The 25,007-nt window shown below is 68.0% G+C and carries 22 protein-coding genes; 10 read left to right on the top strand and 12 right to left on the bottom strand.

The features are described from left to right. Positions 1–11: 11 nt before the first annotated feature. Both L1787_RS05755 and cysG read right to left on the bottom strand, forming a co-directional pair. Positions 12–320 (bottom strand): DUF2849 domain-containing protein, encoded by a 309-nt coding sequence (locus L1787_RS05755; protein ID WP_235707709.1) that lies wholly within the window; start codon positions 318–320, stop codon positions 12–14. After that, the gene (gene cysG, locus L1787_RS05750; RefSeq protein WP_235707708.1) at positions 320–1,705 is read right to left on the bottom strand and encodes a siroheme synthase CysG; all 1,386 of its coding nucleotides are present in this window, start codon (positions 1,703–1,705) and stop codon (positions 320–322) included. Before cysG ends, L1787_RS05755 begins: the two co-directional genes overlap by 1 nt. A 149-nt stretch (positions 1,706–1,854) precedes the next feature. Here cysG and L1787_RS05745 point away from each other — a divergent pair, with 149 nt between their 5' ends. Continuing rightward, a complete protein-coding gene (locus tag L1787_RS05745) occupies positions 1,855–2,325 on the top strand; it encodes an Lrp/AsnC family transcriptional regulator (RefSeq protein WP_500793356.1) in 471 nt (156 codons plus the stop codon). 38 nt (positions 2,326–2,363) lie between these two features. On the opposite strand, the gene L1787_RS05740 is transcribed toward L1787_RS05745, so the two are convergent. Next, positions 2,364–3,692: a capsule polysaccharide biogenesis protein gene (locus tag L1787_RS05740; protein WP_235707699.1), complete on the bottom strand. Its 1,329-nt coding sequence runs from the start codon at positions 3,690–3,692 to the stop codon at positions 2,364–2,366. Positions 3,693–4,172: 480 nt separating this feature from the next. Here L1787_RS05740 and L1787_RS05735 point away from each other — a divergent pair, with 480 nt between their 5' ends. The 7 genes from L1787_RS05735 to aptA all read left to right on the top strand — a co-directional run bounded on the left by L1787_RS05735 (position 4,173) and on the right by aptA (position 11,837). After that, positions 4,173–4,772, top strand: coding sequence for a GNAT family N-acetyltransferase (locus L1787_RS05735; RefSeq protein WP_235707698.1), 600 nt, complete (start codon positions 4,173–4,175; stop codon positions 4,770–4,772). A gap of 173 nt (positions 4,773–4,945) precedes the next feature. Continuing rightward, positions 4,946–6,733, top strand: coding sequence for an IlvD/Edd family dehydratase (locus L1787_RS05730; RefSeq protein WP_235707696.1), 1,788 nt, complete (start codon positions 4,946–4,948; stop codon positions 6,731–6,733). Further along, positions 6,733–7,629 carry a 2-dehydro-3-deoxygalactonokinase gene (locus L1787_RS05725; RefSeq protein WP_235707694.1) on the top strand — a complete coding sequence of 299 codons (897 nt, stop codon included), beginning with the start codon at positions 6,733–6,735 and terminating at the stop codon, positions 7,627–7,629. The genes L1787_RS05730 and L1787_RS05725 overlap by 1 nt, the downstream gene beginning before the upstream one ends. A gap of 73 nt (positions 7,630–7,702) precedes the next feature. Then, positions 7,703–8,329, top strand: a complete 627-nt coding sequence (locus L1787_RS05720; protein ID WP_235707692.1) for a 2-dehydro-3-deoxy-6-phosphogalactonate aldolase — start codon at positions 7,703–7,705, stop codon at positions 8,327–8,329. Beyond that, positions 8,329–9,237 carry a sugar kinase gene (locus L1787_RS05715; protein WP_235707687.1) on the top strand — a complete coding sequence of 303 codons (909 nt, stop codon included), beginning with the start codon at positions 8,329–8,331 and terminating at the stop codon, positions 9,235–9,237. The genes L1787_RS05720 and L1787_RS05715 overlap by 1 nt, the downstream gene beginning before the upstream one ends. 174 nt (positions 9,238–9,411) lie before the next feature. Beyond that, positions 9,412–10,374 carry a M23 family metallopeptidase gene (locus L1787_RS05710; RefSeq protein WP_235707682.1) on the top strand — a complete coding sequence of 321 codons (963 nt, stop codon included), beginning with the start codon at positions 9,412–9,414 and terminating at the stop codon, positions 10,372–10,374. 140 nt (positions 10,375–10,514) lie between these two features. Continuing rightward, positions 10,515–11,837, top strand: coding sequence for an omega-aminotransferase AptA (gene aptA, locus L1787_RS05705; protein WP_235707680.1), 1,323 nt, complete (start codon positions 10,515–10,517; stop codon positions 11,835–11,837). A gap of 3 nt (positions 11,838–11,840) precedes the next feature. Here aptA and L1787_RS05700 read toward each other — a convergent pair whose 3' ends face one another. The 4 genes from L1787_RS05700 to L1787_RS05685 are packed head-to-tail and all read right to left on the bottom strand — an operon-like array spanning position 11,841 to position 16,619. Beyond that, entirely contained in the window at positions 11,841–12,887 is a 1,047-nt protein-coding gene (locus L1787_RS05700; RefSeq protein ID WP_235707674.1) for a hypothetical protein, read from the bottom strand. Then, positions 12,884–14,215 carry a hypothetical protein gene (locus L1787_RS05695; protein WP_235707673.1) on the bottom strand — a complete coding sequence of 444 codons (1,332 nt, stop codon included), beginning with the start codon at positions 14,213–14,215 and terminating at the stop codon, positions 12,884–12,886. The genes L1787_RS05700 and L1787_RS05695 overlap by 4 nt, the downstream gene beginning before the upstream one ends. Next, entirely contained in the window at positions 14,215–15,951 is a 1,737-nt protein-coding gene (locus L1787_RS05690) for a hypothetical protein (RefSeq protein ID WP_235707671.1), read from the bottom strand. The genes L1787_RS05695 and L1787_RS05690 overlap by 1 nt, the downstream gene beginning before the upstream one ends. Beyond that, entirely contained in the window at positions 15,948–16,619 is a 672-nt protein-coding gene (locus tag L1787_RS05685) for a glycosyltransferase (RefSeq protein ID WP_235707669.1), read from the bottom strand. The genes L1787_RS05690 and L1787_RS05685 overlap by 4 nt, the downstream gene beginning before the upstream one ends. Positions 16,620–16,826: 207 nt before the next feature. Between L1787_RS05685 and L1787_RS25960 the strand changes: the two genes are divergently transcribed. Further along, a complete protein-coding gene (locus L1787_RS25960; protein ID WP_235707667.1) occupies positions 16,827–19,235 on the top strand; it encodes a glycosyltransferase family 2 protein in 2,409 nt (802 codons plus the stop codon). A 9-nt stretch (positions 19,236–19,244) separates the two neighbouring features. On the opposite strand, the gene L1787_RS05675 is transcribed toward L1787_RS25960, so the two are convergent. Continuing rightward, positions 19,245–19,643 carry a RidA family protein gene (locus tag L1787_RS05675; protein WP_235707662.1) on the bottom strand — a complete coding sequence of 133 codons (399 nt, stop codon included), beginning with the start codon at positions 19,641–19,643 and terminating at the stop codon, positions 19,245–19,247. 156 nt (positions 19,644–19,799) lie between these two features. Here L1787_RS05675 and L1787_RS05670 point away from each other — a divergent pair, with 156 nt between their 5' ends. Next, the gene (locus tag L1787_RS05670) at positions 19,800–20,396 is read left to right on the top strand and encodes a TetR/AcrR family transcriptional regulator (protein ID WP_235707660.1); all 597 of its coding nucleotides are present in this window, start codon (positions 19,800–19,802) and stop codon (positions 20,394–20,396) included. 94 nt (positions 20,397–20,490) lie between these two features. Here the strand turns inward: L1787_RS05670 and L1787_RS05665 are convergent, their stop codons facing one another. The 4 genes from L1787_RS05665 to L1787_RS05650 form a co-directional block, all read right to left on the bottom strand. Continuing rightward, complete coding sequence (locus L1787_RS05665; protein ID WP_439648263.1) at positions 20,491–21,645, bottom strand: fumarylacetoacetate hydrolase family protein; 1,155 nt, start codon at positions 21,643–21,645, stop codon at positions 20,491–20,493. A gap of 84 nt (positions 21,646–21,729) precedes the next feature. Next, positions 21,730–23,013, bottom strand: coding sequence for a TRAP transporter large permease (locus tag L1787_RS05660; RefSeq protein ID WP_235707656.1), 1,284 nt, complete (start codon positions 23,011–23,013; stop codon positions 21,730–21,732). Further along, the gene (locus L1787_RS05655) at positions 23,010–23,615 is read right to left on the bottom strand and encodes a TRAP transporter small permease (RefSeq protein WP_235707654.1); all 606 of its coding nucleotides are present in this window, start codon (positions 23,613–23,615) and stop codon (positions 23,010–23,012) included. The genes L1787_RS05660 and L1787_RS05655 overlap by 4 nt, the downstream gene beginning before the upstream one ends. A gap of 131 nt (positions 23,616–23,746) precedes the next feature. Continuing rightward, the gene (locus L1787_RS05650) at positions 23,747–24,727 is read right to left on the bottom strand and encodes a TRAP transporter substrate-binding protein (protein ID WP_235707649.1); all 981 of its coding nucleotides are present in this window, start codon (positions 24,725–24,727) and stop codon (positions 23,747–23,749) included. Between the last annotated feature and the right edge of the window lie 280 nt (positions 24,728–25,007).

The following is a 25,007-nucleotide window of genomic DNA, read 5'->3' as shown; positions in this document are numbered from 1 at the left end:
GCCTCGTGGCCTCAGGCCGCGTGGGGCGCAGAATGGGGAAGGGGGAAGGACGGACCGGCAAGGCGTCGCCGTTCGCGCAGCTCGACCGGCACGCTCGTCACCGCGTCGAGGACGACGAGATAGGCACCGACCACGCGATTGGCGTCCTCTTCGGCTTTGCCCGTCGCCGTCAGCGTCTCGCGGGCGCCGTCGTCGCCGGCGCGCACCGCGTCGTCGACCGAGCGCGACCAGGCGTCGCCGCTCCAGTACACGACCTCGCCGGAGAGGATCTCGTTGGCGGTGAGAATGCTCGGCCCCTTGGGGCCGCGGACCTTGGCCATTACGCGGCCTCCTTCTGAAGTTCGGCCGGGGCGGCGAGCGCCAGCTGGCGCGAGTTGACGCCGATCAGGATCATCAAGGGCCCCGAACCGCCGAACCGGGCGACGGTGGCGGCGAGGTCGGACAGGGCGCTGTGCGCGATCCGCTCATCGCTCCGTCCGGCATTTTCGACGAGAACGACCGGCGTATCCGCCGCACGCCCTTCGCGGACGAGGCGGGCGGCGACGCGCGGCGCGGTGCGCCGGCCCATATAGACGGCGAGCGGCGCATTGCCGGCGGCGGCGGCCCAGTCGACCGATTCGATGTCCTCTTCGCCGTCCGCGCCGTGGGCGGTGATGATGCGCAGCTCCTGCGCCCGGCCACGCTCGGTGAGCGGCGAAAGGCTCGATGCCGCCGCAACGCTCGCGGCGGTGACGCCGGGGACGATCTCTGCCGGAAGGCCGGCCGCCTGCACGGCATCGATCTCCTCGGCGAGGCGCCCGAAGATCGACGGATCGCCACCCTTGAGGCGGACGACACGCGCCCCGTCGCGGGCATGGGCGACGATGAGGGCGTTGATCTCGTCCTGCGAGAGGGCGTGGCGGCCGGCACGCTTGCCGACATTCACCATGATCGCCTCGCGCCGAGCGAGCTCCAGGATCTCGGGCGCGACGAGCGCGTCATAAAGGACGACATCGGCCCGATCGATGCGCAAACGCGCCCGCTCGGTGAGAAGGTCCGCCCCGCCCGCGCCGGCGCCGACGAAGCTCACCGCACCGTCCGGCTTCGTCGCCCCGACATCGAGGAGACGGCGCGCGGCGCGGCCGAAGCTCTCCCGCTCGAACGCGCCGTCGAGGGCGGGGCCGAAAAGGCCGTGCCAGAAGCGGCGGCGCGGCGCGCCGGGGGCGAGGGTGCGGGCGACATGCTCGCGCAGCGCGTTCGCCTTCTTGGCGACGGCGCCGAGATGGGTCGGCAGGAGCCGCTCGACGCGCGCCTTGATCTCCCGCGCGAGCACCGGGGCCGTGCCTTCCGTCCCGATCGCGACGACCACCGGATCGCGGTCGACGATCGCTGGCGTGATGAAGTCGCTCACCTCCGGCTGGTCGGCGGCGCACACGGGAATGTTCGCCGCACGCATCCGGTACGCGATCGCCGCGTCGAGCGCGGCATCGCCCGTCGCGGCATAGGCGAGGGCGACATTCTCGGGCAGTGCGACCGTCAGCGGGTCGGCAGCGATCGCCTCGACGTCCGAAAGGTCGATCACATCGGGCTCGAACGCCCTCGCCACCACGACGATCTTCGCCGTGGTCTTTTGCAGAAGGCGCAACTTGGCCGCCGCATCGCTTCCGCCCCCGAACAGGAGTGCGGTGCGCCCTTCGACGGACCAGAAAATTGGAAAGGTCTTCACGGAACCCCCCGGGGATCGATAGTTCATAGAGGATGGCGATATCCCGCGATCGGAACAATATGCGGGACGGAATAAGGCGAGGGGCATTGCGCGGACGGGAAATTTGCGATTTTTTCCTGTTCTATCCCGTTTGGAGCGGAATTATTGTGATAGATGATCTCGACCGCAGGATCCTCAATGTCCTGCAACAAGACGCGACGCTGCCCGTCGAGCGGGTCGCGGCGCTGGTGAACTCGTCGAAGTCCCCCGTCTGGGCCCGAATCCGGAAATTGCGGGAGGCCGGGATCATCGACCGCCAGGTGGCGATTCTCGATGCCGGCAAGGTCGACCGCGACGAGGTGTTCTTCGTGACGATCAAGACGTCGAGCCACTCGAAGGATTGGCTCGACCGCTTCGCCGCCGCGATCGCCGCGATGGGAGAGGTGCAGGAGGCGCACCGGCTCGCGGGCGAGATCGACTATCTCCTCAAGGTCCGTGTGCGCGACACGCGCGCCTTCGACACCTTCTATAAGCGCCTCGTCGCCGAGGTGGACCTCTTCTCCGTCACGTCGATGCTGTCGATGGAGACCTTGAAGGAGACGACCGAGATCCCGCTGGAGGCGGCGCCGGCGAGCGAATAGGCCGGGGGCGCGGCGATGCCGTGTCCCGCCGCGGCGCCTTAAGGGGTGAGGAGCGGCTTGCGCGCCGGATGCTGGCCGGGGACCGGATTGCGCGGCACACCCATCGCATAGGCCGCATCGAGGCGCGGCGGCGGGGAGACGAACATGTCGCTCGCGCCATAACCTTCGGCGACGCGGCGGGCGATCTCGCTCGCGCCGGCCTCCATGCCTGCTTTGTCGTAGAACGAGCCTTTGAGCTGCGTCGCCTTGGCGAGGGCGCGCACGAAGGCGTCGACATAGGCCATATCGGGCATTTGCGGGCGCTCCCAGAAATCGTCGAGCGGCTGCGGGTCGGTGAGGCCGGGCAGGTTGTAGACCGCCGCCCCCAGCGATTTCGTCGGCTTGCCGGCCCGCAGCGAATAGATGCCGACCGTCGAGTTGACGAGGGCAACACCCTCGCAATGGTGGAGCATCTCGGGCAGCGAGCCCGCCGACAGCATCCGAATCCGCCCGGTGAGGCCATAATCGCGCTTCGCCCGCTTCAACGTCCGCTGCCAATTCTCGAGGCCATTGTCGAGCGGGTGGATCTTGACGAGGAGCGAGGTCTCGCGCGGCGCGGCGCGGGCGAAGGAGGAGAAGATCTCGTGCACCAGATCCGCGAGGCGCTGGTAGGGCGAGTTATGGCGGATCTGATAGTCTTCCTGAAGCTGCATCGGGAAGAGGAAGAAGGGCTTGCTCTCGCTCGTGACGCGGCGCATCTGCGCCGGCGCACGGGCCCGCGCGATCTGCCGACGCACGAGCTGCGGCAACCAGGAGACATATTCCTTCAGCGGATGATTCGGCCTATCCCGCTCGAAATGGCGATAGCCGGAGCTGCCGGCGAGGCGGGTGAGCGTATAGCTCACGTCGAAGAAGGCCTCGGAGGCGAAGGAGTGGCGGTAGAGGATCGTGTCGTCGATGGGCGGCGCATTCTCGGCGATCCGCTCGATCGTCGCCCGGTCGTCGGGAAAGCGCGAATAGGCGCCCATGCCGCCCGGCTCCAGGGTGAGCCAATCGGGGCGCAGATATCCGTTTTCGACCGCATAAGGGATGACGCCGCGGCGCGTCGCGACCGCTTCGGCGACGCGGTGATACGGGAGGCGATCCGCGAAATAGAGGATGTCGGTGATCGCCTCGTCGGTGATCAGTTTATCGAGGAAAGCGTCGAAATCCTGCAGCGTGCCGCGATAGGGGATGCCCTTGTGCCCCGCGCGCAGCGCGTCGCCCGCATGAAGCAGGACACGTTGCACCCCGATCCCGCGATCTGCGAACGCGCGCTCCAGTACCGAGAAGAAGGGAGTTGGCGGCCCCTGCAGGAGGAGAACGCGCCGCGTTTGCGTGGGCGACATCAGGATTGAGTAGACTCCGACCCCGGTTCGTGGGGCTCGCGCCCACTGTCCAACGCCACCTTGCGAGCGTTTGCAAGTGTCGACCGCATTGTTAAGCACCTTCCGCCCAGCAAGACGCGTCCTGCCATCAACGCGCGTCGCGGGTGATCCATTCCATGCTGTAACGCATGACATGATGGGATTGACGGTCGGTTTCCGCATATCAGGCGGTTTGTGCCGCAAGGATGGCCCGCCCATCGACGGGAGGGTGGCGGGGACACCAGGTTGCGACATCGTGCCTTGAGCCTGTTGCGATGCAGCATAGGTGGCGAGATTTGCCGGGCGCAGCGGGGCCTTTATGCCACGCGAGCGGGCCGAATGCCGCAGGCGATCTGCCAGAGGCAAAGCCGCTTTGCGCTATGGTCGCTTCCTATTTTGCGCTGCGCAATCATGTTGTGCATGTGCACAGGCGTCGGCTGTGCGGTCAGTGGAGTGGGTGCCGTGTTGCGGTCGGTCGGAAGTGGGTTGAAGCGGGCGGATGTCGTGGTTCGGCGTCTGTGGCCGCAAGAGACGCCGCTCTATCGCGAACATCTGCAGCGGCTCGACCATGAGGGGCGCCGTCTGCGATTCGGGCAGGCGATCGGCGACGCGTGGATCGCCGAACATGCCGCGCGCGAGGTCGAGCCCGGAACCGTCCTCGAAGGGGCCTTCGTCGAGGGAGTTTTGCGGGGCGTCGGCGAGTTGCGCCCGTTCGGCCCGGCAGCGCGCGACAAGGCCGAGCTCGCCTTCAGCGTCGAGCGCGATTTCCGCCGCCAGGGTCTCGGCGGCCTTCTCCTCGACCGTCTCGTGCTCGTCTCCAAGAATGACGGGCTGCATATTCTGCAGATGACGTGCCTGCGCGAGAACCGCGCCATGCAGAAGCTCGCCCGGCGCTATGGCGGGCGCCTCGCGACGTCGCCCGGCGAAGTCGACGGCATCATCCTGACGCCGGCCCCCACGCCGTTCTCGCTCGCCCGCGAGGTGATGCTCGAACAGTCCAACATGGTGAGCGCGCTCCTCGGCGCGATCACCGACCGGGGCGGCACGCCACGCGCCGCATGAGCGGCAAAACGGCGCGCATCGGCCTTGCCCGCCGAGCCGCGCGCGAGGGGGGCGAACGGCGCCGCGCGCCGAGGTGAGCGCGCGGCAATATCAGGTGTTTCAAAAGTAGCGCTTTCCCCTGTTCTTCTTAGAGCGGTTTAAGCTACACGTGAGATCCTCGGGGAGGATCTACCGTGTCTGAAACTCGCAAACTCCGCAGCCGCCTTTGGTTCGACGACCCGTCTGACCCGTCTGCGACCGCACTTTATCTGGAACGTTATCTCAACTACGGCCTCACGCAGGACGAGTTGCAATCGGGCAAGCCGATCATCGGCATCGCGCAGACGGGGTCCGATCTGTCGCCGTGCAACCGGCCCCATGTCGAGCTCGCCCATCGCGTGCGCGAAGGCATCCGCGAAGCCGGCGGGATCGCGATCGAATTTCCGGTTCATCCGATTCAGGAAACCGGCAAGCGGCCGACCGCGTCGCTCGACCGAAACCTTGCCTATCTCGGCCTCGTCGAAGTCCTTTTCGGCTACCCGCTCGACGGCGTGGTGCTGACGATCGGCTGCGACAAGACGATGCCGGCCTGCATGATGGCCGCCGCCACGGTCGACATTCCGGCGATCGCGCTGTCCGGCGGACCGATGCTGAACGGCTGGTATAAAGGCAAGCGCACCGGCGCCGGCACCGTCGTCTGGGAGGCCCGTCGCCTGCTCGCCGCCGGCGAGATCGACTATAAAGGCTTCATCGAGCTCGTCGCCTCCGGCTCGCCGAGCCCCGGCTACTGCAACACCATGGGCACCGCGACGACGATGAACTCGCTCGCCGAAGCCCTCGGCATGAGCCTTCCGGGTTCGGCCGCCATTCCAGCCCCCCACAAAGAGCGGGGCGCGATGGCGTATCTGACCGGCAAGCGCATTGTCGAGATGGTGCACGAGGATCTGAAGCCCTCCGACATCCTGACCCGCAAGGCGTTCGAGAACGCGATCGTCATCAACTCGGCGATCGGCGGCTCCTCCAACGCTCCGATCCACATCAACGCGATCGCGCGCCATATCGGCGTCGACCTCGAGGTGAAGGATTGGGAGACCTACGGGCTCGACGTCCCGCTTCTCGTCAACCTGATGCCCGCCGGCGACTATCTCGGCGAGGATTATCACCATGCGGGCGGCGTTCCGGCGGTGGTGGCCGAGCTGATGAAGCACGGCAAGATCCACGAGGACGCGATCACCGCGAACGGCAAGACGATGGGCGAGAATTGCCGCGATGCGGAAATCCTCGACACCGACGTCATCCGCACTTTCGAGACGGCCCTCAAGAAGGAAGCCGGTTTCAAGGTGATGAGCGGCAACCTGTTCGACGCCGCGGTGATGAAGCTGTCCGTGATCAGCCCCGATTTCCGGCAGCGCTACCTCTCCAACCCGGATGACCCGGACGCCTTCGAGGGCCGCGCCATCGTGTTCGACGGGCCGGAGCACTATCACCACGCGATCGACGACCCGTCGCTCAAGATCGACGCCAACTGTGTCCTGTTCATCCGCGGCACCGGCCCGATCGGCTATCCGGGCGCGGCCGAGGTCGTGAACATGCGCGCGCCGGACTATCTGATCAAAAAGGGCGTCATGGAGCTGCCGTGCGTCGGCGACGGACGCCAGTCCGGCACGTCGGGCACGCCGTCGATCCTCAACGCCTCGCCAGAGGCAGCGGCGGGTGGCGGTCTTGCGATCCTGCGCACCGACGACCGGGTTCGGATCGACCTCAAGAAGGGTCGCGCCGATATCCTGATCAGCGACGAGGAAGTCGCCAAGCGGCGCAAGGAACTCGAAGCGGCGGGCGGCTATCAGTATCCCGAGAGCCAGACCCCGTGGCAGGAGCTGCAGCGCGGCTGCGTCGACCAGCTCTCCGAAGGCATGGTGCTGAAACCGGCGGTTAAGTACAAGAAGATCGCCCGGACCTTCATTCCGCGCCACAGCCACTGATGCTGATCGGCGTTGATTGGGGGACGACGCGGCTTCGCGCGTACCTCGTCGGAGACGACGGCGCCGTTCTTGAAAGCACCGAATCGTCGGCCGGACTGATGTCCGTGCCGGCGGGCGGCTTCGAGCGGGTCCTCGCCGAGACCGTGGGCGCCTGGCGCGCCCGCACCGCCGCGCCGATCCTCATGTCGGGTATGGTCGGCAGCCGTCAGGGCTGGCGGGAAGCGCCCTATGTGGCAACTCCCGCGAACCTCAAGGCGCTCGCGGACGGCCTGATGCCGGTCGAGGCCCCGTCGCTCGGCGATGTCGCGATCGTTCCCGGCGTCGCCGTCGGCATCGATGGCGGCGCGTGGGCCGACGTGATGCGGGGCGAGGAGGTCGAGATCTTCGGCGCGCTCGACACGCTCGGCCGCACCGGCGGCACGTTCGTTCTGCCCGGCACTCATTCCAAATGGGTGACGGTGGAGGACGGGGCGATCACCGACTTCCGCACCTACATGACCGGCGAGCTGTTCGGCGCGCTCAAGGACCACACCATCTTGTCGAAGATGATGGGGAAGGGGCGCGACGAGGCAGCCTTCGCCAAGGGGCTCGACGCGGCCGACGGTCTCGACCGGCCGGGTGACCTCCTCACCCGCTTCTTTTCGATTCGCGCCGAGGGGCTGATGGGCCGTCTCGGCGAGGATGAAGCGGGCGATTTCCTCTCCGGCCTCCTCATCGGGGCGGAGGTGAAGAGCGCGTGCGCGGGCGTCGCGACGGCGATCATCGTCGGGGCGACGGATCTCGGGGCGCGCTATCGGCGGGCGTTCGAGCGCTTCGGTGTCGAGCCGGTCGCCGCGCCGCACGAAAGCGCCGCGATCGGCCTCACGCTGATCCAACGCGAGCGCGCGGGGATTTGACGACCCCCGCGCGACGCGCCAGGAAGATGCCTCGAACAACGATGATTCCGACACGACCAATGGAAGGTGCGGCATGACCCTTGATGAGGCGCTGGCCAGGATGCCCATCGTCGCCGTATTGCGCGGCATCTCGCCCGACGAGGCGATCGACGTCGGCCGCGCGCTGCTCGCCGCGCATATCCCGGTGATGGAAGTTCCCCTCAATTCGCCCGACCCCTTCCGCTCGATCGCGATCCAGGCGGAGGCGTTCGGCGAGGAGGCGATCGTCGGCGCGGGGACCGTGCTGAAGCCGGAGGACGTTGCGCGCGTTGCCGACGCGGGCGGCACGATCATCGTCTCCCCCAATCTCAACGAAGAGGTCGTGCGAGCGACGAAGCGGTGCGGTCTCATCTCCGTGCCCGGCGTGTTCACCCCCTCCGAAGCCTTCCGCGCGCTCGACGCGGGGGCCGATGCGCTCAAGCTCTTTCCGGGTGACGGCATGTCGCCGAAGGTGGTGAAGGCGCTGCGCGCGGTGCTGCCGAAGGAGACGAAGCTCATCGTCACCGGCGGCGTCGACGCGGAGAATCTCGCCGATTGGATGGCCGCCGGTGCGAACGGGGTCGGCATCGGCTCGGCGCTTTATAAGCCCGGCAAGGCGATCGAGGCCGTCGCGACCGACGCCAAGCGCTTCGCCGACGCGGCGCAGGGCGCGCTCGGCTGATGGATATCGTCACGCTCGGCGAGCCGCTGGTCGAGTTCAATCAGCAGGAGGACGGCCGCTGGCTCGAAGGCTTCGGCGGCGACACCTCGAACGTTGCGATCGCGGCCGCCCGCCAGGGGGCGGAGACCGGCGTCATCAGCCGGGTCGGGATGGACGAGTTCGGCGACGGGCTGATGGCGCTCTGGGCGCGCGAGGGCGTCTCCTCGGAGACGGTGGCGCGCGATCCCTATGCGCCGACCGGGATCTATTTCGTCCATCACCGCCCGGACGGTCACGTCTTTTCCTATCGCCGCGCCGGGTCGGCGGCGAGCCTGATGCGGCCCGAGGATCTGCCGATCGCGGCGATCGAGGGCGCGAAGGTGCTGCATTTGTCGGGGATCAGCCACGCGATTTCCGACACGGCGGCCGACACGTGCTTCGCGGCGATGCGCGCTGCCCAGCAGGCCGGCGTCACCGTCGCCTACGACACCAACCTTCGCCTCAAGCTGTGGCCGGTCGAACGGGCGCGGGCGGTGATCCACGGCGCACTCGCGCATGTCGATATCGCGCTGCCGGGGATCGACGATGCGCGCCAGCTCACCGGCCTCGATTCCCCGCGGGACATCATCACCTTCTATCGCAGCCTCGGCCCCAAGATCGTGGCCCTCACGCTCGGCGAGAACGGCGCGCTCGTCGCCGACGGGGATGTGATCCACGAAATTCCGCCGCGCAAGACGACGCTGGTTGACGCGAGCGGCGCGGGTGACTGTTTCGACGGTGCCTTCCTCGCCTCCTGGTTGCGTGGGCGCGATGTCGCCAAGGCGGCGCATTATGCGAACTGCGCCGCCGCCCTCTCCGTGCAGGGCTATGGGGCGATCAGCCCGATTCCGCGGGCCGACGAGGTCGAGGCGGCGCTCGCGAAGGGCTGACCAAGCGGGGCGGCGTCGCCCCGACTTGTTTGGATTCCGCCTCTCTGGGATGCTGTCGCCCCGCGTCGGCGGCATCGTCGCGGCTCATCTCGTCCCTGTTTGCGGGTGTGCGGGCGGGGCGCGGCGGGCGTCCGCCGTCGCGGCATCCCGCCTTTGCGGGACCAAGGAGGCCAGATGCGCACCGCACTCTTTCTCTTCGCAGGCCTCGTCCTGCCCTCGATCGCGGCGGCCGACCCCGGACCGCTGTCGATGCCGGTCGATTGTGAGCCCGGCGAGAATTGCTTCATCCAGAAATATGTCGACGTCGATCCGGGCGAGGGGATCGCGGATTTCGAATGCGGCCACCTGTCGAGCCCGGCCCACAAGGGGACCGATATCCGGCCGCTGATCGGGGAGACGCTTCAGGTGATCGCCCCCGCCGACGGCAGGATGCTGCGCGGCCGCGACGGCGTGCCGGACCGCGATTTCGCAAAGCCGCTCGATGTCGATCCGAGCATGGCGTGCGGCAACGGCCTGGTCCTCGATCTCGGCGACGGCCTTACCGCGCAGATCTGTCATCTGAAGCCCGGCACGATCGCAGTGCGCCCAGGCGATGCGGTGAAGCGCGGCGATGTTCTCGGGACGATCGGCGCCTCCGGCCTCGCCGACTTCACCCACGTCCACATCCAGTTCATGCGCGGCGATGAGGTGATCGACCCGTTCACCGGCCTCGTGATGGGCGCGGGCGAATGTGGTGAGATGGGGGAGCCGCTCTGGAACGCGGCGGCGCAGGAGGCGCTTGCCGAAGCGGGGCGAACCCATGTGATCGCGCTCGGCTTCAACGACGCGCCCGTCGGCGTGGACATGATCGAGAACGGCACCACCAACGCGGACGTCAAGGCCGGGGCGAAGACCTTCGTCGCCTATGGTCTCGCGATCGGGGTGGAGGAGGGCGACCGTCAGCGCATCGTCCTCGAGGGGCCGGGCTTCGACATCGACAATGAAGCCGAGATCGACCGCCCGATGGCGCAGTCGATGCGCTTTGCCGGCCGCCGCGTCGAGGACGGGCTTCGAGCCGGCGAATATCATGCGAAGATGGAGATCATCCGCGATGGCGCGGTGGTGGCGACGCGCGAGGCGTCGATCACCATCGAATAAAGCGTCTGCGGATGGGGCGCGCGTCTCGTCTGCCCGCGAAGGGCAGGCGCTGACAGCGCCCCTCGGCTCCTGCTATCACGGATCATCGGCGCGCCGTGCCGCAACGCGCCCCATTCCGACTTGCGAGAAGGCTTTAGCGTATGGACGCCCGCGTCAACCGTCACCAAGACCTCGAGAGCTTCTGGATGCCCTATACGGCGAACAGGGCGTTCAAGAAGGATCCCCGCATGTGCGTGTCCGCGAAGGACATGCATTACGTCACGGGTGACGGTCGCAAGATCCTCGACGGGACGGCGGGGCTGTGGTGCGTCAATGCCGGCCACGCGCGCCCGCGCATCGTCGAGGCGGTGCAGCGCCAGGTCGCCGAGCTCGATTTCGCGCCGACCTTCCAGTTCGGCCATCCGCTCGCCTTCGAACTCGCCTCGCGTCTCACCGAGCTGTTCCCGTCCGGCCTCAACCATGCCTTTTTCGCCAATTCCGGTTCCGAGGCGGTCGACAGTGCGCTCAAGATCGCGCTCGCTTATCACCGGGCGAACGGCGAGGGGCAGCGCGTGCGCCTGATCGGGCGCGAGCGGGGCTATCACGGGTCGGGCTTCGGCGGCATGGCCGTCGGCGGCATCATGAAGAATCGCGAGGCCTTCGGCGCGATGGTCCAGCCGGTCGACCATATGCGCCACACCCATCTGAAGGAAAATCTCTTCACCAAGGGGTGCCCGCGCCATGGCGGCGAGCTTGCCGACGATCTGGAGCGCCTCGTCCAGCTCCACGGGGCGAGCACGATCGCGGCCGTCATCGTGGAGCCGCTCGCGGGGTCGACGGGCGTGCTCTTGCCGCCGGACAACTATCTGACGCGCCTGCGCCAGCTTTGCGACAAATACGGCATCCTCCTCATCTTCGACGAGGTGATCACCGGGTTCGGCCGCCTCGGCACGCCCTCCGCGGCCGACTATTTCGGCGTCACCCCCGATATCATGACCCTCGCCAAGGGGATCACCAACGCGGTGGTGCCGATGGGTGCGGCGCTCGTCACCTCCAAGGTCTACGAGACGGTGGTGGAGAAGGCCGATTCGCCGATCGAGTTCTTCCACGGCTACACCTATTCCGGCCACCCTCTCGCGTGCGCCGCCGCGCTCGCGACGCTCGACACCTATGCCGAGGAGGACCTTTTCCTGCGCGCGGCCTATCTCGCGCCGCTCTGGGAAGACCGGATCCACGCGCTCGCCGAGCGGCGCAACGTCGTCGACATCCGCAATCTCGGACTCGTCGGCGCGATCGAGCTCGCCCCCCGCGACGGGGCCCCCGGCGCGCGCGGCTATGAAGCGATGGTGCGGGCCTTCGAAAAGGGGCTGATGATCCGCGTTACCGGGGACATCATCGCCCTGTCGCCGCCGCTGATCATCTCCGAGGACGAGATCGAGACCATCTTCGCGACCGTCGAGGCCGTCCTCGACGAGGTGGCCTGACCGTCAAAGGTCGTCGGCGAGGGCGAAGAGGGCGTCGAAACGCGCCCGCGTATCGGCCGGAAAGCCGAGCCGCCGAATGAAGCCGCGCTGCGCGTCGAGGATCGCCGGATCCTCGGCCGCCTCGTGGAAGGCGAGCCAGGTCTTTGGCGGTCCGACGCGCGGCAGGTCACCATAGAGCCGGTCGTCGATGATGCCGTGCGGATCGCGCCAGAGCGCCACCGGCACGTCATGGCGGATGAGGTCGAAGAGCACCGTCGAGGGCGGCGAGATCGCGGCGCGATATCGGCCGAGTTCGGCGTCCTCGATCGGCCGTGCGTCGAGCGTCACGTTGGGGGGCGGCGCGAGTTCGCCCTTCGCGAAGGGGCCCGCGGGATGGGGCCGCAGCGTCACCGGCCGTTCCCGCGCGACGGCGTGGAGTGCGTCGAGAAAAGCCGCCTTGGGCGCGCCGGCGAGGCGGACCGAGGCGAGATTTTCGCACACCAACAGCGCATCGGAGCGTGCCCGGGACGGCGCGGGCTCGCCGGCGACCACCGCATCGAGCCAATCGGCGGGTTCGTCGTCGAGGAACAAAGTCGCGCCCGTCGTCATCACCTTTGCGCGGTCGGCGAAGGGAACGGCGGTGAGCCGGTCCGCCGCGAGCCAGCCGCAGACGATATCGGCGGCGAAGCCCGCGTCTTCGCGCGTCCGGTCATGCGCGCGATTGTGCAGGAAGCCGACGCATTCATAGCCGTGCTGCAACGTCACCGAGACGAAGCGGGACGGGAGGGCGGCGGCGAGGGCGTGGGTCGGCCGATGGTGCGGCGAGCGCGATTCGGACGGGAAGATCACGAGCCCGCGCCGGTCGGCGAGGGCATGAAGGCCGCCGGCGGTGCTCTCGAAGAGGAGGACGCGATCGTGACCGGCGGTGAGTGCGGCGAGGCGGTCGCGCGCGGCCGGCACGGCGGCGAGCCGGCGATGGACGAGGGCGGCGACGTCCCGCCCCGCGGCCCGGCGCAACACGGGCGCGATCACCGCGATATCCTGGATGAGGGAGAGGACGACGGTGATCATGGCGCGACGATCCCGTCATGGGCGAGAAACACGGTGTGGTCCGGCAGCAGCGCCTCGGCGATCCGCCGCGCGGCCGTAAAGCGCGCGCGCGTCCGCACGAGGTCGACGACGCCATGTCCCGACAAAGGCGGTGGTGTCGGCAGGCCGCGCGTTGCCGGATCGACGAGGGTCACGCCGAGCCGTTCCGCCGCGCGGCCGTGAAGCTGGATCCTGTTCCCGACAAGGATGTCCGCCGGTTCCTCGAAGCCGAGAATGAGAGCGCCGCTCGCCGCCAGAAGATCGGCCTCGACGCCGGAGCCGGCGATGACGATATGCGGCGGCAAGGGCGTCGGCCGGATCGCCTCGAAGATGGCGAGGAGGCGGCGCGCCCCGTCCTCTCCACTCGCGAGACGGCCGAGCGTTGCGGTGAACCAGGCGGCGCGGGATGCGCGGTGATGGAGGCGCCCGAGGCGGGCATCGTCCGTAAGGTCGTCGATCCGGCGATAGAGAAAACGGTCGAGCGGGGCATAGAGCGGGGGGCCGAGGGAGAGGACTTGCGCCCCGGCGGCGAGCGCCGTCGTCGCCCGGTTGAGCGATTTCGCGGTCGAGAACGGCCCATATCCGACCGGAAGAATGGCGACGTCCGCGGTCGCGAGCAACGCCGCCTCACGCGCCTCGCTCCACGCCTCCCATGTGATCGGAACGGGGGCGTTCGAGAGGGCGGCGAGCGCGGCCTCGCTCGCGCCGGTGGCGTTGGTGAGGACGGTTAGCCGGTGGCGGCTTCCGCGCGGGGCGAGGCTGGGGGCGAAGGCGGCGAGATCGGCGAGACCCGCCTCGAAATAAGGGTTCGAGGCGATGCCGAACCAGAGGAGATCGAGCGCGTCGGGATCGATCCGCGCCGCGGTCTCGGCAAGGCGTTCGGCGAGGGGCTCCGGCGCGAGCGGCGCGGCCGGGTCCGCGATCACGGTCGGCGGCGTCGCGAGGCGGGGCGCGAGGCGCGCGGCGAGCGCCGGGGTCGACACGGTGACGTGGTGGACCGCGCGCGCCATCTCGTCGAACCAATGGCGGAAGCGGGCCATCCGCGTGTCGGCGGTGTCGGAAAAATAGTCGTCGAAGATGTCGAGGGCGACGCGTTTGCCCTTCGCGGCGAGGCTGTATGCGAGGGCCGGCGCAGCGCTCTGATAGGTCTTGGAAAACAGGAACGCGTCGGCATCGCTCGTCGCAGCGGCCTCCAGCGGGATCATCTCGATCGTCCCACGCGCCGCGGCGTCGATGATCCGCTGATAGCGAATGCGGGCGCCCGCCGATTGCGCGAAGGCGGCCGACGGGATGACGATCGCGATCTTCATCAGACGAGCCGGCGCACCAGCGAGACCGGCCCCGCCGCGGGCATCGTGAAGGCGGGTGCCGGTCCGGGTCGGACGGACGCGCCGCGATCGAAGGCGCTGAACCATGTCGTCGCGACGTGGGCGAGGCCGCCGGCCGAGGCGCGGGCGAGGAGCTGGGGCAGGGCCTCGTCCATCGTCCAATCGAGCCCGTCGCCGACGGCGAGACCGGCTTGCGAGACGATGACGAGTGCCGGGTCGTTCGCGGCGACGAGATAGGTCGCGCGGGGAAGGAGGCGGCTCACCGGCACCGGTCCGACGCTCGGACGCCACGGCGCGTCGACGGCGGCATGGGTCGGAAAGAGGCCGGCGGAGCGAACACGGTCGTGGGCGCTCGTCTGCCCCTCGGCGGGTTCGGCGATCAGCATCGCGCCGGCGCTCGCGACCCTTTCGACCCCGGCGAGCCGGGTGAGGGCCGCGATGGTGCGGCGGTCGTGGAAGAGGATCGCCGGGTCGGCGAAGAGCACCGGCCGCGTGTCGGCGGCGAGGGCGACGATCGCGGTTTCGTCGACACGCTCGAACGGCGTGCCCGCAAGCGATTCGAGGAGCGCGTCCTCACGCTCCGCACCGGGCAGGATCGCAAGGCGGAAGGGGGCGGCCTCGGTGAACGGCGTATCCGCGGGGAGGGGGAAGAGCAGAGGATCGAGGCCCTCGTCGCGGACAATGCGAGTCGCGATCGTGGCCGGAGCGGCGAGCGCTTCGGGCGCGAGGGGCACGGGAGAGGGGCGCGGCATCGCGTCAAGAAGCGCCGCGTTCGTGGCGGACGCGACGAGCCAGGTTTCGCCGCCGGGGCTCGGATCGACGGCGATCGTGCCGGATGCCGGACCGCAGAGGGCCGCAAGCGTCGGGATCTCGCCTTTGACGAGCGGCAGCGCCGGCAACGCCGAGGCGTCGTCCGCGAGGGACCCATGCTCCAGAATGAAACGTTTCAATAATGGATCGCCGAGCGCCTGCGTTTGCGACCAGTCGTCCGCCGGGGCGAGGCGGCGGGGATGCGTCCGGGCGAGGAGACGCGCGGAGAGCGTGGTGGAGAGGCCGGGGAGGCCCTCGTCGCCGCCCGCGGTCGCGAGCGTTTCGGCGGCATGGGGGCCGCCGCGCAAAAGGGAAGGAAAGGGAACGAGATCGGCCTCCGCCCCCGCGTCGGTTTCGAGGAGGAGGAGGATTGGGGCCATGGGATCGGCGATCCGCAAGGTCACGATCGCCTCGCGCGCCGGACAGACGGCTTCGGCGCGAAACACCCGCTGATCGGCCTGCACGAGGATGACCCGTCGCAGCCGGCCATCGGTGCGCAGACGCAGATGCCGGCTGTCCGCGAGCCAGAGATCGGTGATCGCGTGGCCGAGCGTCGTCAGCGTGCGGCCGGGCGCGCCGGGCGCGATGGCGTGTCGCGCTTCGCCGAAGGTCAGCGCGGCGTTGGGCCGTCGCCCGGACGGCGTCAGCGCGAGGAGGCCGGCGACGGCGCCGAGCGGGAAGGCGAAGCCTTTCGCCTCGCGCGTCTCCTCGGAGCGTGTGTCGCCGACGGCGGCATCGACATCGGGCCGCGCCACGGTGCGCGGCCAGGACGCCACAGGGTCGCCATTCACCCGCAAATAGAGCCGCGTTCCCTCCGGGCCGTGCGCCCAGCCGTCGGCGCGGCCCTCACGCACGGCGTCGATCGTCAGGCGAGCGGACGCGCCCGCGCCGCCATCCGCCTCGCTCATGGGCGCAGCATGGCGTACTCGTTGGTCCACAAATCGGCGAAATCGACGTCCTGGCAATTCTCGAACCAGGGGCCGCCATTGGTGTAGTGGATCGAGGCCGGCGGCGTCGACGGCGCATCATATTCGCCGACGAGGAAGTTCCAGGTGAGGTCGAGCTTGCCGATCTCGTCGTCTTCCAGCCAGGAGAAGCGATGAAGGTAGGCGGGCGATTCGGTGTTCACGACCGACGGCGTCAGCGCCTTGACCTTTGGATGCCGCCCATCGAACAGGATGAAGGACGACCAGTTTTTGCGCGGATAGGTGCTCTGCGTGCGGCCGTCCATCTTCATCTGCTGACGCGGCACGTAGTCGTGCTGGACGACGTGGACGGCCTTATTCGGCTCGAGCCGGTCGAGAACGTCGGTCACGGAGCGCGTGAAGAGGAAGTCGCAGTCGACGAAGACGCAATAATCGTCGGCCGCGGCCAGGTATGGGGTCAGAAATCGCGTCAGCGAAAAGGCCGTCGCCGCGCCGACATCGGCGCTGCGTGTGTAGAGGCCGAGTTCGCGCAGGACATCTTGCTTCAGCGGGTGGACGGAAACCGGGCCCGTCGCGTGACGCAGGATGGATTGGACACATACCCGATAGGCGTCGTCTTCTCGGGCATCATAGCCAACGAAAATCTTCACAAAGCCCTCATTCCTGATACCGAGGGACCAGTTAACCCATGCAGAACCGGTTGGCCATGACCTCTGTCATGGCGCGGTCGCGGTCCATACGATCGGGCCATGTGTGTTCGCCTCGCGACAGCGCTTCCGCAGCCCGAACCCAGGCATTAAGATCGCTTTGAAATAACGCCTGGCTAAGCTTGGCGATCCGGTGAGGTGTGGATACGCGTGTTCGCGTTCGAGGGGCATATCGAGGCGATCGGCGCCGGCGAGATACGGGGATGGGCGTGGGTGCCCGACGACCCCGATCGCCCGTTGATCGTCACCGCGCGGGTCGCGGGGACGCTGCTCGGCGCGGCGCGGGCCGATCTCGTTCGTCCCGATCTCGCGCTCCATGGCAAACGTGGCGGCGCGTGCGGCTTCGTGTTGCCGATCGATGCGGATGCGCTCTTTATCGCCGCGCAAAAAGCCGCCGAGCGGGGCGATGCGCGTCTCGAACTCGCCGTGACGCGGCTCGAGGGAGGGCGGCTCGGCCCGCCGATCGCCTGGGAGGCGCGGCCGTGGGGTGAGATTCGGCCCGATCTCGCGCGGGAAGAGGCCGCGCCGGCCGAGACGGCGAGCGCTTTCGGTGCGCTCGACCGGCTTGACGAGACCACGATCGCGGGCTGGTTTTATGCAAGCCGCGCGCTTCATGCGCACGGGCCGCTGATCCTCGATCTGATCGTCGACGAGGTGTGGGCCGACACCGCCGTCGCCGTGACGCCGGGTTGGGCCGAGCGGGTAAGCGAGCGGTTGAACGGCGCGCCGATCCTGCCGTCGCGAATGCGCTTCCGCTTCAGAACGCCGGCCCGGTTGCGCGACGGGCGCAGCCACCGGGTCGCCGTCATCGTCAAGGGCCGCGACGGCATGGTGATCGACAAGGCGGCGAACGTGCATCTGGCTCCGAGCACGGCCGGCGCCTACGCCGCATTCGCGATGCCGCCGCTCGCGCCGATCGCCGCCGACGCCGATCCGGCTCCGTTCGACGGGCCGCACCAAGGCGAATATGACCGCTGGATCGGAGAGAACGAATGGCGCCCCGCGCCGCACGGCGCATGTGGGCCGGTCTCCGTTCTCATCGAGCGCACCGGTGGCGGCCGGGCGGAGGCGGAGGCGCTGCGGGAGACCGAGGCCTCGCTGTCCGGCCAGTCGGTCGAGGTGCGGAGCCTACCCTATGGGCCGGGCGCGGGGCGGACGCTTCGCGAGGCGCTGGCCACCGCGTCCACCGATCTCGTCGCGTTCGTGCGGGCGGGGGATCGGGTCGCCGACGGGGCGTTGGCTCTCCTCGCGTCGGTGGCGAGTGAGGCGCCGACCGCCGCGCTCTTTTTCGGCGACGACGACATGCTCGACGGGCTCGGCCTCCGCCGCAGGCCGCGTTTCAAGACCGCTTACTGCCCCGATCGCGCCTTGACCGACGCCGTCTTTTCCGGCCTCGCCATGGCGCGGGGCGGGGCGGTCGAGGCCGCTCTCGCGAGCGCTCCGAACCCGATCGACGGCGAGATGGTGTGCCTCAAGATCGCCCGCACCGTCGGCGTCGCCGGGATCCGCCACGTCCCGCGCATCCTCGCGCACCGCTCGATGGATCCACCGGCGCCGCAAAAGGGGCGGACCGCTTTCATCGCGGCGCTGTTGCGGGCGGAGGCCGAGCGGTCGGGCGGTGCGTCTCCCCTCGTCGTCGAAGGGGAGGATCGGCGCGTCCTGTGGCCGCTTCCCGCGTCGGAGACGGCGATCAGCGCGATCATTCCGACCCGTGACGGGGCCGCGCTCTTCGAGCCGCTCGTCCGCCAGCTCCTCGCCCAGGACGGGGCCGAGCGGCTCGAGGTGATCGTCGTCGACAATCAGAGCACCGAGCACGAGACCTTCGACGCCTTCGCGCGGTTGACCGCCGATCCGCGCGTTTCGGTGCTGAGCGTGCCGGACCCGTTCAATTTCTCCCGCCTCAACAATCTCGCCGTGGCACAGGCGAAGGGCGACATTCTCGTCTTCGTCAACAACGATATCGCCGAGCCGCGACCGGGCCTCCTCGAGGAGCTCGTCCGGCAGGCGACGCGGCCGGATGTCGGGATCGTCGGCGCCCGGCTCGCTTATGGCGACGGAACCAACCAGCATTGCGGGGTGGCGCTCGGGATCGGCGGGGTCGGCTCGCACCTTCTCAAGGGGCATCCGGATCTTGCTCGTGCCGACCATGGCCGCTTTCGCCATGTGCAAACGATGTCGGCGGTGACCGCCGCCTTGATGGCGATGCGGCGCGGGGTGTTCGATGCCGTCGGCGGTTTCGACGAGGATCTCGCCGTCGCCTACAACGATATCGATCTCTGCCTGAAGGTGACGGCGGCCGGCTACCGGGTGATCTACACCCCCTATGCCGCCGCCTATCACCTCGAGTCCCAATCGCGCGGGCTCGACAAGAGCCCGGAAAAGCGCGCCCGTCTCGACGCCGAGAAGGCGTTGATGGCGGCCCGCTGGGGCGACGCGCTCCTCGCCGATCCCTATTTCAGCCCGAACCACGCGTTGACGAGCCGGGATCTGCGCCCCGCAAGCCCGCCGCGGGCCGCGACCTATCAGGGTTGGTCGGGCCTTTCGTCGGCGGCGGAATAGGCGTTCCGCTTACGCCTTCGCGGGAACGCGGGCGACGACCTTGATCTCGAAGTCGAAGCCGGCGAGCCAGTTGACGCCAATGGCGGTCCAATTGGGATAAGGCTTTTCGGAAAAATAGCGCGACTTGACCCGCATCACCGCATCGAACTGGGTTTCGGGATCGGTGTGGAAGGTCGTCACGTCGACGATATCGTCGAGCGTCGCGCCGCCGGCTTCGAGCACGGCGACGAGATTGTCGAACGCCAGCGTCACCTGCTGCTCGAAATCGGGCTCGGGGCTGCCGTCGGGATGGCTTCCGACCTGACCGGAGACGAACAGGAGATCGCCCGACAGGATGGCGGGGGAGTAGCCGTACTTTTCGTAAAGGGCGTTCCGTCCGGCGCGGACGATGGCTTGGCGCTGTGTCATCTTGCGATCCACTCATGTGCGGCATCGGGCTTTCGTGTCCCGCGGCCTCGGCTTCATGTTTCGGCGCATGAAGTTTATATACGCCGTGTATGTGAAGTGGTCGCATACGTAGCGTATGTCAATATGCATACGCTACGTATGTAAAAGGAGGACGGGATGGCCGGGAAACGGCGCGCCGAGATGATGCAGGAAACGCGGGAAAAATTGATCGGCGCGGCGCGCAAGGCGTTCGCCGAGAAGGGATATGCCGGCGCGTCCATGGATGACCTCACGGCGGCGGTCGGGCTGACGCGCGGCGCGCTCTATCACAATTTCGGCGACAAGCGCGGCCTTCTCGCCGCCGTCGTCAACACGATCGACGGGGAGATGGCCGAATGCGCCCGCCGCGCGGCATTGAAGGCGGCCGATCCTTGGGAGGGGCTTCTCGCCGAAGGCGTCGCTTATATCGAGATGGCGCTCGATCCGGAGGTGCAGCGGATCGTTCTTCTCGACGGGCCGGCGGTTCTCGGAGACCCGTCTCAATGGCCGAGCCAGAATGCTTGCCTCGCGTTCACCATCGAGGCGGTCGAGGGGTTGATCGCCGACGGGGTGATGAAGCCGGTCGACGCGGAGGCGGCGGCACGGCTTCTCAACGGAGCGGCCCTCAACGCGGCGCTGTGGATCGCGGCGAGCGAGGCGCCCGAAGCGGTGCTCGCCAAGGCGGTGGAGGCGTTCCGCTGCCTCGCCGCCGGCTTCTTGGCAAGGCCGCGCTGATCGTGCCGGGCGGGAGGCGCGGCACGCAAAAAGGGCGTCCCGAGGGGATCGGGACGCCCTTTCTGTCGCCGGATCGGGTGGCCTTCGCCGCCTGCTAGAGGAGGCCGCGGCTCGCGAGATTGTTCATCAACGCGCGCGCGCCGAAGGTCCAGGGCGGGGCCTTCGTCGAATGGACGACCCGGTTGACCAGCGTCCCGAGCGTCGGCGTTCCGATGGAGACGATGTCGCCTTCGTGGTGGGTGAAGCCTTCGCCCGGCCCGTCCCGGTCCTTGATCGGCGCGAACATCGTGCCGCAATAAAGGACGAGACCGTCGGGATATTGGTGATGCTTGCCGACCGTCGCCGCGACGAGCTTTTCCGGGCTGCGGCTGATTTCCGACATCGAGGACGCTCCGTCGAGACGGAAGCCGTCAGTCCCCTCGACCGTCAGCGACACCTCGGCCGAGGCGACATCGGCGGCGCCGAAACCGTCATCATAGAGGCGGATGAAGGGGCCGAGCGAGGCGGAGGCGTTGTTGTCCTTGGCTTTGCCGAGGAGTAGGGCGGAGCGGCCCTCGACATCGCGCAGGTTGACGTCGTTGCCGAGCGTCGCGCCGACGATGGTGCCGTCGGAGCGGACCACGAGGACGACCTCGGGCTCCGGGTTGTTCCACTTCGAGATCGGGTGGATCCCGACGAACGCGCCTTGACCGACGGTGCTCATCGGCTGGGCTTTCGAGAAGATCTCCGCGTCCGGACCGATGCCGACCTCGAGATATTGCGACCAGACGCCGCGTTCCTGCAGGACGCGTTTCAGCTCCATCGCCTCGTCCGAGCCCGGCTCGAGCTTCGACAGGTCGGTGCCGATCACGTCGTTGATCTCGGTGCGCAGGGCTGCGGCGCGGGCGGGCTCGCCGCGCGCCTGTTCCTCGATGACGCGCTCGAGAAGGCTGGTGACGAAGGTGACGCCCGACGCCTTCACCGCCTGAAGATCGATCGGAGAGATCGGATAGGGGGCATCCTGATCGCGCTTCGCCTCGTCGGCATTGGCGAGAAGGTCGTCGATGTCGATGAACGCTTCGCCCTGCGCGCCGGCCACGACGACGCCGGGATGCGCCGCCTCGGTCACGTCACGCACGGTCGGGAACTCGCGGTTCGTGATGTCGACGACATCGCCGTCTCGCACCGTCACGACCGCCGGCCCGACACCGGGGCGCCAGACGCGGCCGAGGAGGAGGGGATCGCCTTGCGTGGGCAGGGCGCCAGTCATGTCCATTTCAGGATTCTCCGTGTACCGCCGGGTCGGGCGCGGATGCCCGACCGGACCTTGCCGTGGCAAAGGTGTGCCACCGTCTTATCGATAGAGCCAATCGACAAGCCCTAACGAGACGAATGGCACATACGTCACCAGGATGAGAAGGCCGAGCAGCAGAATGATGAACGGCACGTTGGTGCGCGTCGTGCCCCAGATGTCGGTCCGCGCGATCGAACAGGCGGTGACGAGCACGCTCGCGACCGGCGGTGTCTGCTGACCGATCGCGATGTTGAGCGTCAGCATCACGCCGAACTGCACCGTGTCGATGCCCATCTGGTGGATCAGCGGCAGCACGATGGGGGTGACGAGAATGATCGCCGCCGCTCCGTGCAGGATCATCCCGAGGAACAGGAGAAGCACGTTGAGGAGCATCAGGACGAAGATCTTGTTGTCCGTCAGTCCGATGATCGCCTGGGCGAAGCGCTGCGGGGCCTCCGATTCGGTGAGGTAGAGGCCGAGCACGGCCGATGTCGCGACGAGGAGCATCACGATCGCGGTCTGCGTCACCCCCTCGATGAGGGCGTGATAGAGCGCGACGATCCGCACCTCGCGATAGACGAGCGTCCCGATGACGAGGGCGGCGACGACGGCAAGGCCAGCCCCTTCGGTCGCCGTGACGATGCCGCCGAAGATGCCGCCCAGAATGATGAGCGGCAGGAGGAGCGCCGGCCCGGCCGCCACGAATGCCTTGCCGAGACGGCGCAGCGAGAAGGCCTCCTCGCGCGGCAGGTCGTAGCGCACCGCGAACCAGTAACACAGCACCAGCATCGAGAAGCCGCCGAGAAGACCGGGCACGATGCCGGCAATGAAGAGCTGTGTGATCGAGGTGTCGGCGATCGCGCCATAGAGGATCATCGGGATCGACGGCGGGATGATGATCGCCAGCGAGGCGGAGGAGGACGTCACCGCGGCGGCGAAGCGCGGGCGATAACCCTTGCGTTTCATCGAGGGGATCAACACCGAGCCGATCGCGGCGACGTCGGCGACGGCGGACCCCGAGATCTCGGCGAAGAACAGCGAGACGCCGACATTGACCATCGCGAGACCGCCGCGCACGAAGCCGATCAGCGCCGAGGTGAAGTCGATGAGGCGGCGGGAGATGCCGCCGGTGTTCATCAGCGCGCCGGCGAGAATGAAGAGCGGGATCGCGATCAGCGGGAACGAGGTCGCCCCGTCGAAGACCGTGAGGGCGGCGTCATAAAGGCCGAACATCCCCTTGTTGATGACGACGCCGAAGAGCGCGACCGCCAGAATCGCGACCGCGATCGGCACGTTGATCGCGATGAGGATAACGAGGAGGACGAGGACGGAGAGCGTGATCATCGACCGGCTCCCGTCTCGCGCGGCGCCTCGGTGACGGCCGTGCCGCCGGCGCCGACCGGCTCGTGACCGTCCGCCTCGTGACCACCGGCGCGGGCGATTTCCTCGGCGATCTCCTCGTCTTCGGAGCTGATCCCGGCGGCGAGCGAGCGCCATGCGGCCGGCGCGGACAGGAGCGTTGCGATGATGAAGAGGGCGGCGCCGATCGGCACCACCGATTGCGTGACCGACAGCGGCACGTCGAGCGAGATCAGCGTGTCGCTTCCCATCACATCGAGGATGTACCACCCGCCATAACCGATCGCCCCGAAGACGACGATGACGATGAGGTCGCCGGCGAGGAAGGTCGCGAGGCGCCAGCGTTCGGGCATCGCCACCACGAGGCCCGGAAAGCCGAGATGGCGCCGACGAAGGGCGGCGAGGGCCGCGCCATAGAAGGTGAGCCAGGCGAGCATCACGGAGGCGACTTCATCGTACCAGATGAACGAGGAGTTGAAGCCGTAACGCGCCACCACGGCTGCGACCACCACGACGGCGAGTGCAATCAGAATGGCGATCGTGATGGCCTCGAGGAGGTACCTCAGTACCGTTGCAAGGGCGGTCATCGCGGTCTCTGGGATTGGGACCGGCAACGCGGCCCGCAGGCATGATCGGCTGAGGCGGGCGACGCGCGTCGTCCGGCCATGAAGGTCTCGGAGGGGGCCGGCTCGCCGCGAGGCGGGCCGGCCGAGCCGTCTCAGTCGGCGGTGCCGAGCGAGATCGCCGTGTCGATCATCTCCTGGCCGCCTTCGACCTCGGCCGCGAACGCCTCGTAAATCGGCTTGGACGCTTCGACGAAGGCGTCACGATCGGCGACGTTGAACTCCATGCCGCCGGCGGTCAGCTTCTCCTCGAGCTTGGCATCGTCCGCCGCGCCCTCTTCGCGCGCCCAGCTTTCGAGCTCGAGCGCCGTCTCGACGAGGATGTCGCGGATTTCCGGGTCCATATTGTCGTAAACGCGCTTGCCCATGGTGGGGTAGGCGGGCGTGTAGACGTGGCCGGTCTTCGATAGGTAAGTCTGCACCTCGTTGAGCTTGGCCGCGTCGATGTTGGTATAGGGGTTCTCCTGCCCGTCGATCACGCCGGTCTGCAGCGCGGTGAAGACCTCGGAGAACGCCATCGGCGTCGGGTTCGCGCCGTATTCCTCGAACATTTTCACGCGCCAGGTGGAGCGCGGCGTGCGGATCTTCACCCCTTCGAGGTCGGCGGGCACGTTGATCGGCCGCTCGTTGTTGGTGATGTGGCGCACGCCGTTTTCCCAGACGGCAATCACCTTGTACCCGTCATCTTCGACGCTGGGGGCGATCTTGTCCCAGAAGATCGCCTCTTCGATGCGGCCCATATGATCGCGGTCGGCGACCAGGAAGGGCATGTCGAACAGCGCGAACTCGTCCGACACCGAGGACATGATCGAGGTCGGCAGCGACAGGTGGACCGAGCCGAGCTTCAGCTTCTGCAAAAGCTCCTTGTCCTTGCCGATCTGCGAGGAGTCGAAGACTTTGACGACCGCTTTGTCGCCGAGCTTCTCGTTGGCGCGCTTGGCGAATTCGGCGGCGGTGCGCTGTTGCAGCGATCCCGTCGCCGCCGAAATGCCGAAAAGGATTTCCTCCTGCGCCGCGGCCGGTGCGCTGACAGCGAGCATCATCGCGCCCGCGAGGGCGTATTTCAGAGCGTTCATGGCGTTCCTCCATCAATCGTGTGCCCGCGCCTTGAGGGCGGGTCTGTCTCGTTCGCCGGAGGAACGGGGGGACGACCTTGGGGAATGCCGAAAACGTCGCGATGGCCTGAAACGATCAGACGCACGGCGCAGCATGCGCCGCGCGAGGTTTCCGCGACGCTCCATGTCGACGACCTGTCCGTTCATCCGGTCGTGGCCGCAACTCTAGACCACCTTTGCCGGTCGAGAAAACCGGCCACCGCCTCCGGCCGGCCTGTTTGATGGGGACGGACCGGCCGGA

Origin of the sequence: Acuticoccus kalidii (genome assembly GCF_021556395.1) — a bacterium.
In the GTDB taxonomy this organism is placed as follows: domain Bacteria; phylum Pseudomonadota; class Alphaproteobacteria; order Rhizobiales; family Amorphaceae; genus Acuticoccus; species Acuticoccus kalidii.
This window is presented reverse-complemented; position numbering and strand designations above follow the sequence as displayed.

Bases quoted from the DNA above. Each gene is read 5' to 3' on its own strand.
- L1787_RS05755 (WP_235707709.1), bottom strand. From the start codon at position 320: ATGGCCAAGGTCCGCGGCCCCAAGGGGCCGAGCATTCTCACCGCCAAC.
- L1787_RS05740 (WP_235707699.1), bottom strand. From the start codon at position 3,692: ATGTCGCCCACGCAAACGCGGCGCGTTCTCCTCCTGCAGGGGCCGCCA.
- L1787_RS05725 (WP_235707694.1), top strand. From the start codon at position 6,733: ATGCTGATCGGCGTTGATTGGGGGACGACGCGGCTTCGCGCGTACCTC.
- L1787_RS05720 (WP_235707692.1), top strand. From the start codon at position 7,703: ATGACCCTTGATGAGGCGCTGGCCAGGATGCCCATCGTCGCCGTATTG.
- L1787_RS05715 (WP_235707687.1), top strand. From the start codon at position 8,329: ATGGATATCGTCACGCTCGGCGAGCCGCTGGTCGAGTTCAATCAGCAG.
- L1787_RS05710 (WP_235707682.1), top strand. From the start codon at position 9,412: ATGCGCACCGCACTCTTTCTCTTCGCAGGCCTCGTCCTGCCCTCGATC.
- aptA (WP_235707680.1), top strand. From the start codon at position 10,515: ATGGACGCCCGCGTCAACCGTCACCAAGACCTCGAGAGCTTCTGGATG.
- L1787_RS05700 (WP_235707674.1), bottom strand. From the start codon at position 12,887: ATGATCACCGTCGTCCTCTCCCTCATCCAGGATATCGCGGTGATCGCG.
- L1787_RS05695 (WP_235707673.1), bottom strand. From the start codon at position 14,215: ATGAAGATCGCGATCGTCATCCCGTCGGCCGCCTTCGCGCAATCGGCG.
- L1787_RS05690 (WP_235707671.1), bottom strand. From the start codon at position 15,951: ATGAGCGAGGCGGATGGCGGCGCGGGCGCGTCCGCTCGCCTGACGATC.
- L1787_RS05675 (WP_235707662.1), bottom strand. From the start codon at position 19,643: ATGACACAGCGCCAAGCCATCGTCCGCGCCGGACGGAACGCCCTTTAC.
- L1787_RS05670 (WP_235707660.1), top strand. From the start codon at position 19,800: ATGGCCGGGAAACGGCGCGCCGAGATGATGCAGGAAACGCGGGAAAAA.
- L1787_RS05665 (WP_439648263.1), bottom strand. From the start codon at position 21,645: ATGACTGGCGCCCTGCCCACGCAAGGCGATCCCCTCCTCCTCGGCCGC.
- L1787_RS05660 (WP_235707656.1), bottom strand. From the start codon at position 23,013: ATGATCACGCTCTCCGTCCTCGTCCTCCTCGTTATCCTCATCGCGATC.
- L1787_RS05655 (WP_235707654.1), bottom strand. From the start codon at position 23,615: ATGACCGCCCTTGCAACGGTACTGAGGTACCTCCTCGAGGCCATCACG.
- L1787_RS05650 (WP_235707649.1), bottom strand. From the start codon at position 24,727: ATGAACGCTCTGAAATACGCCCTCGCGGGCGCGATGATGCTCGCTGTC.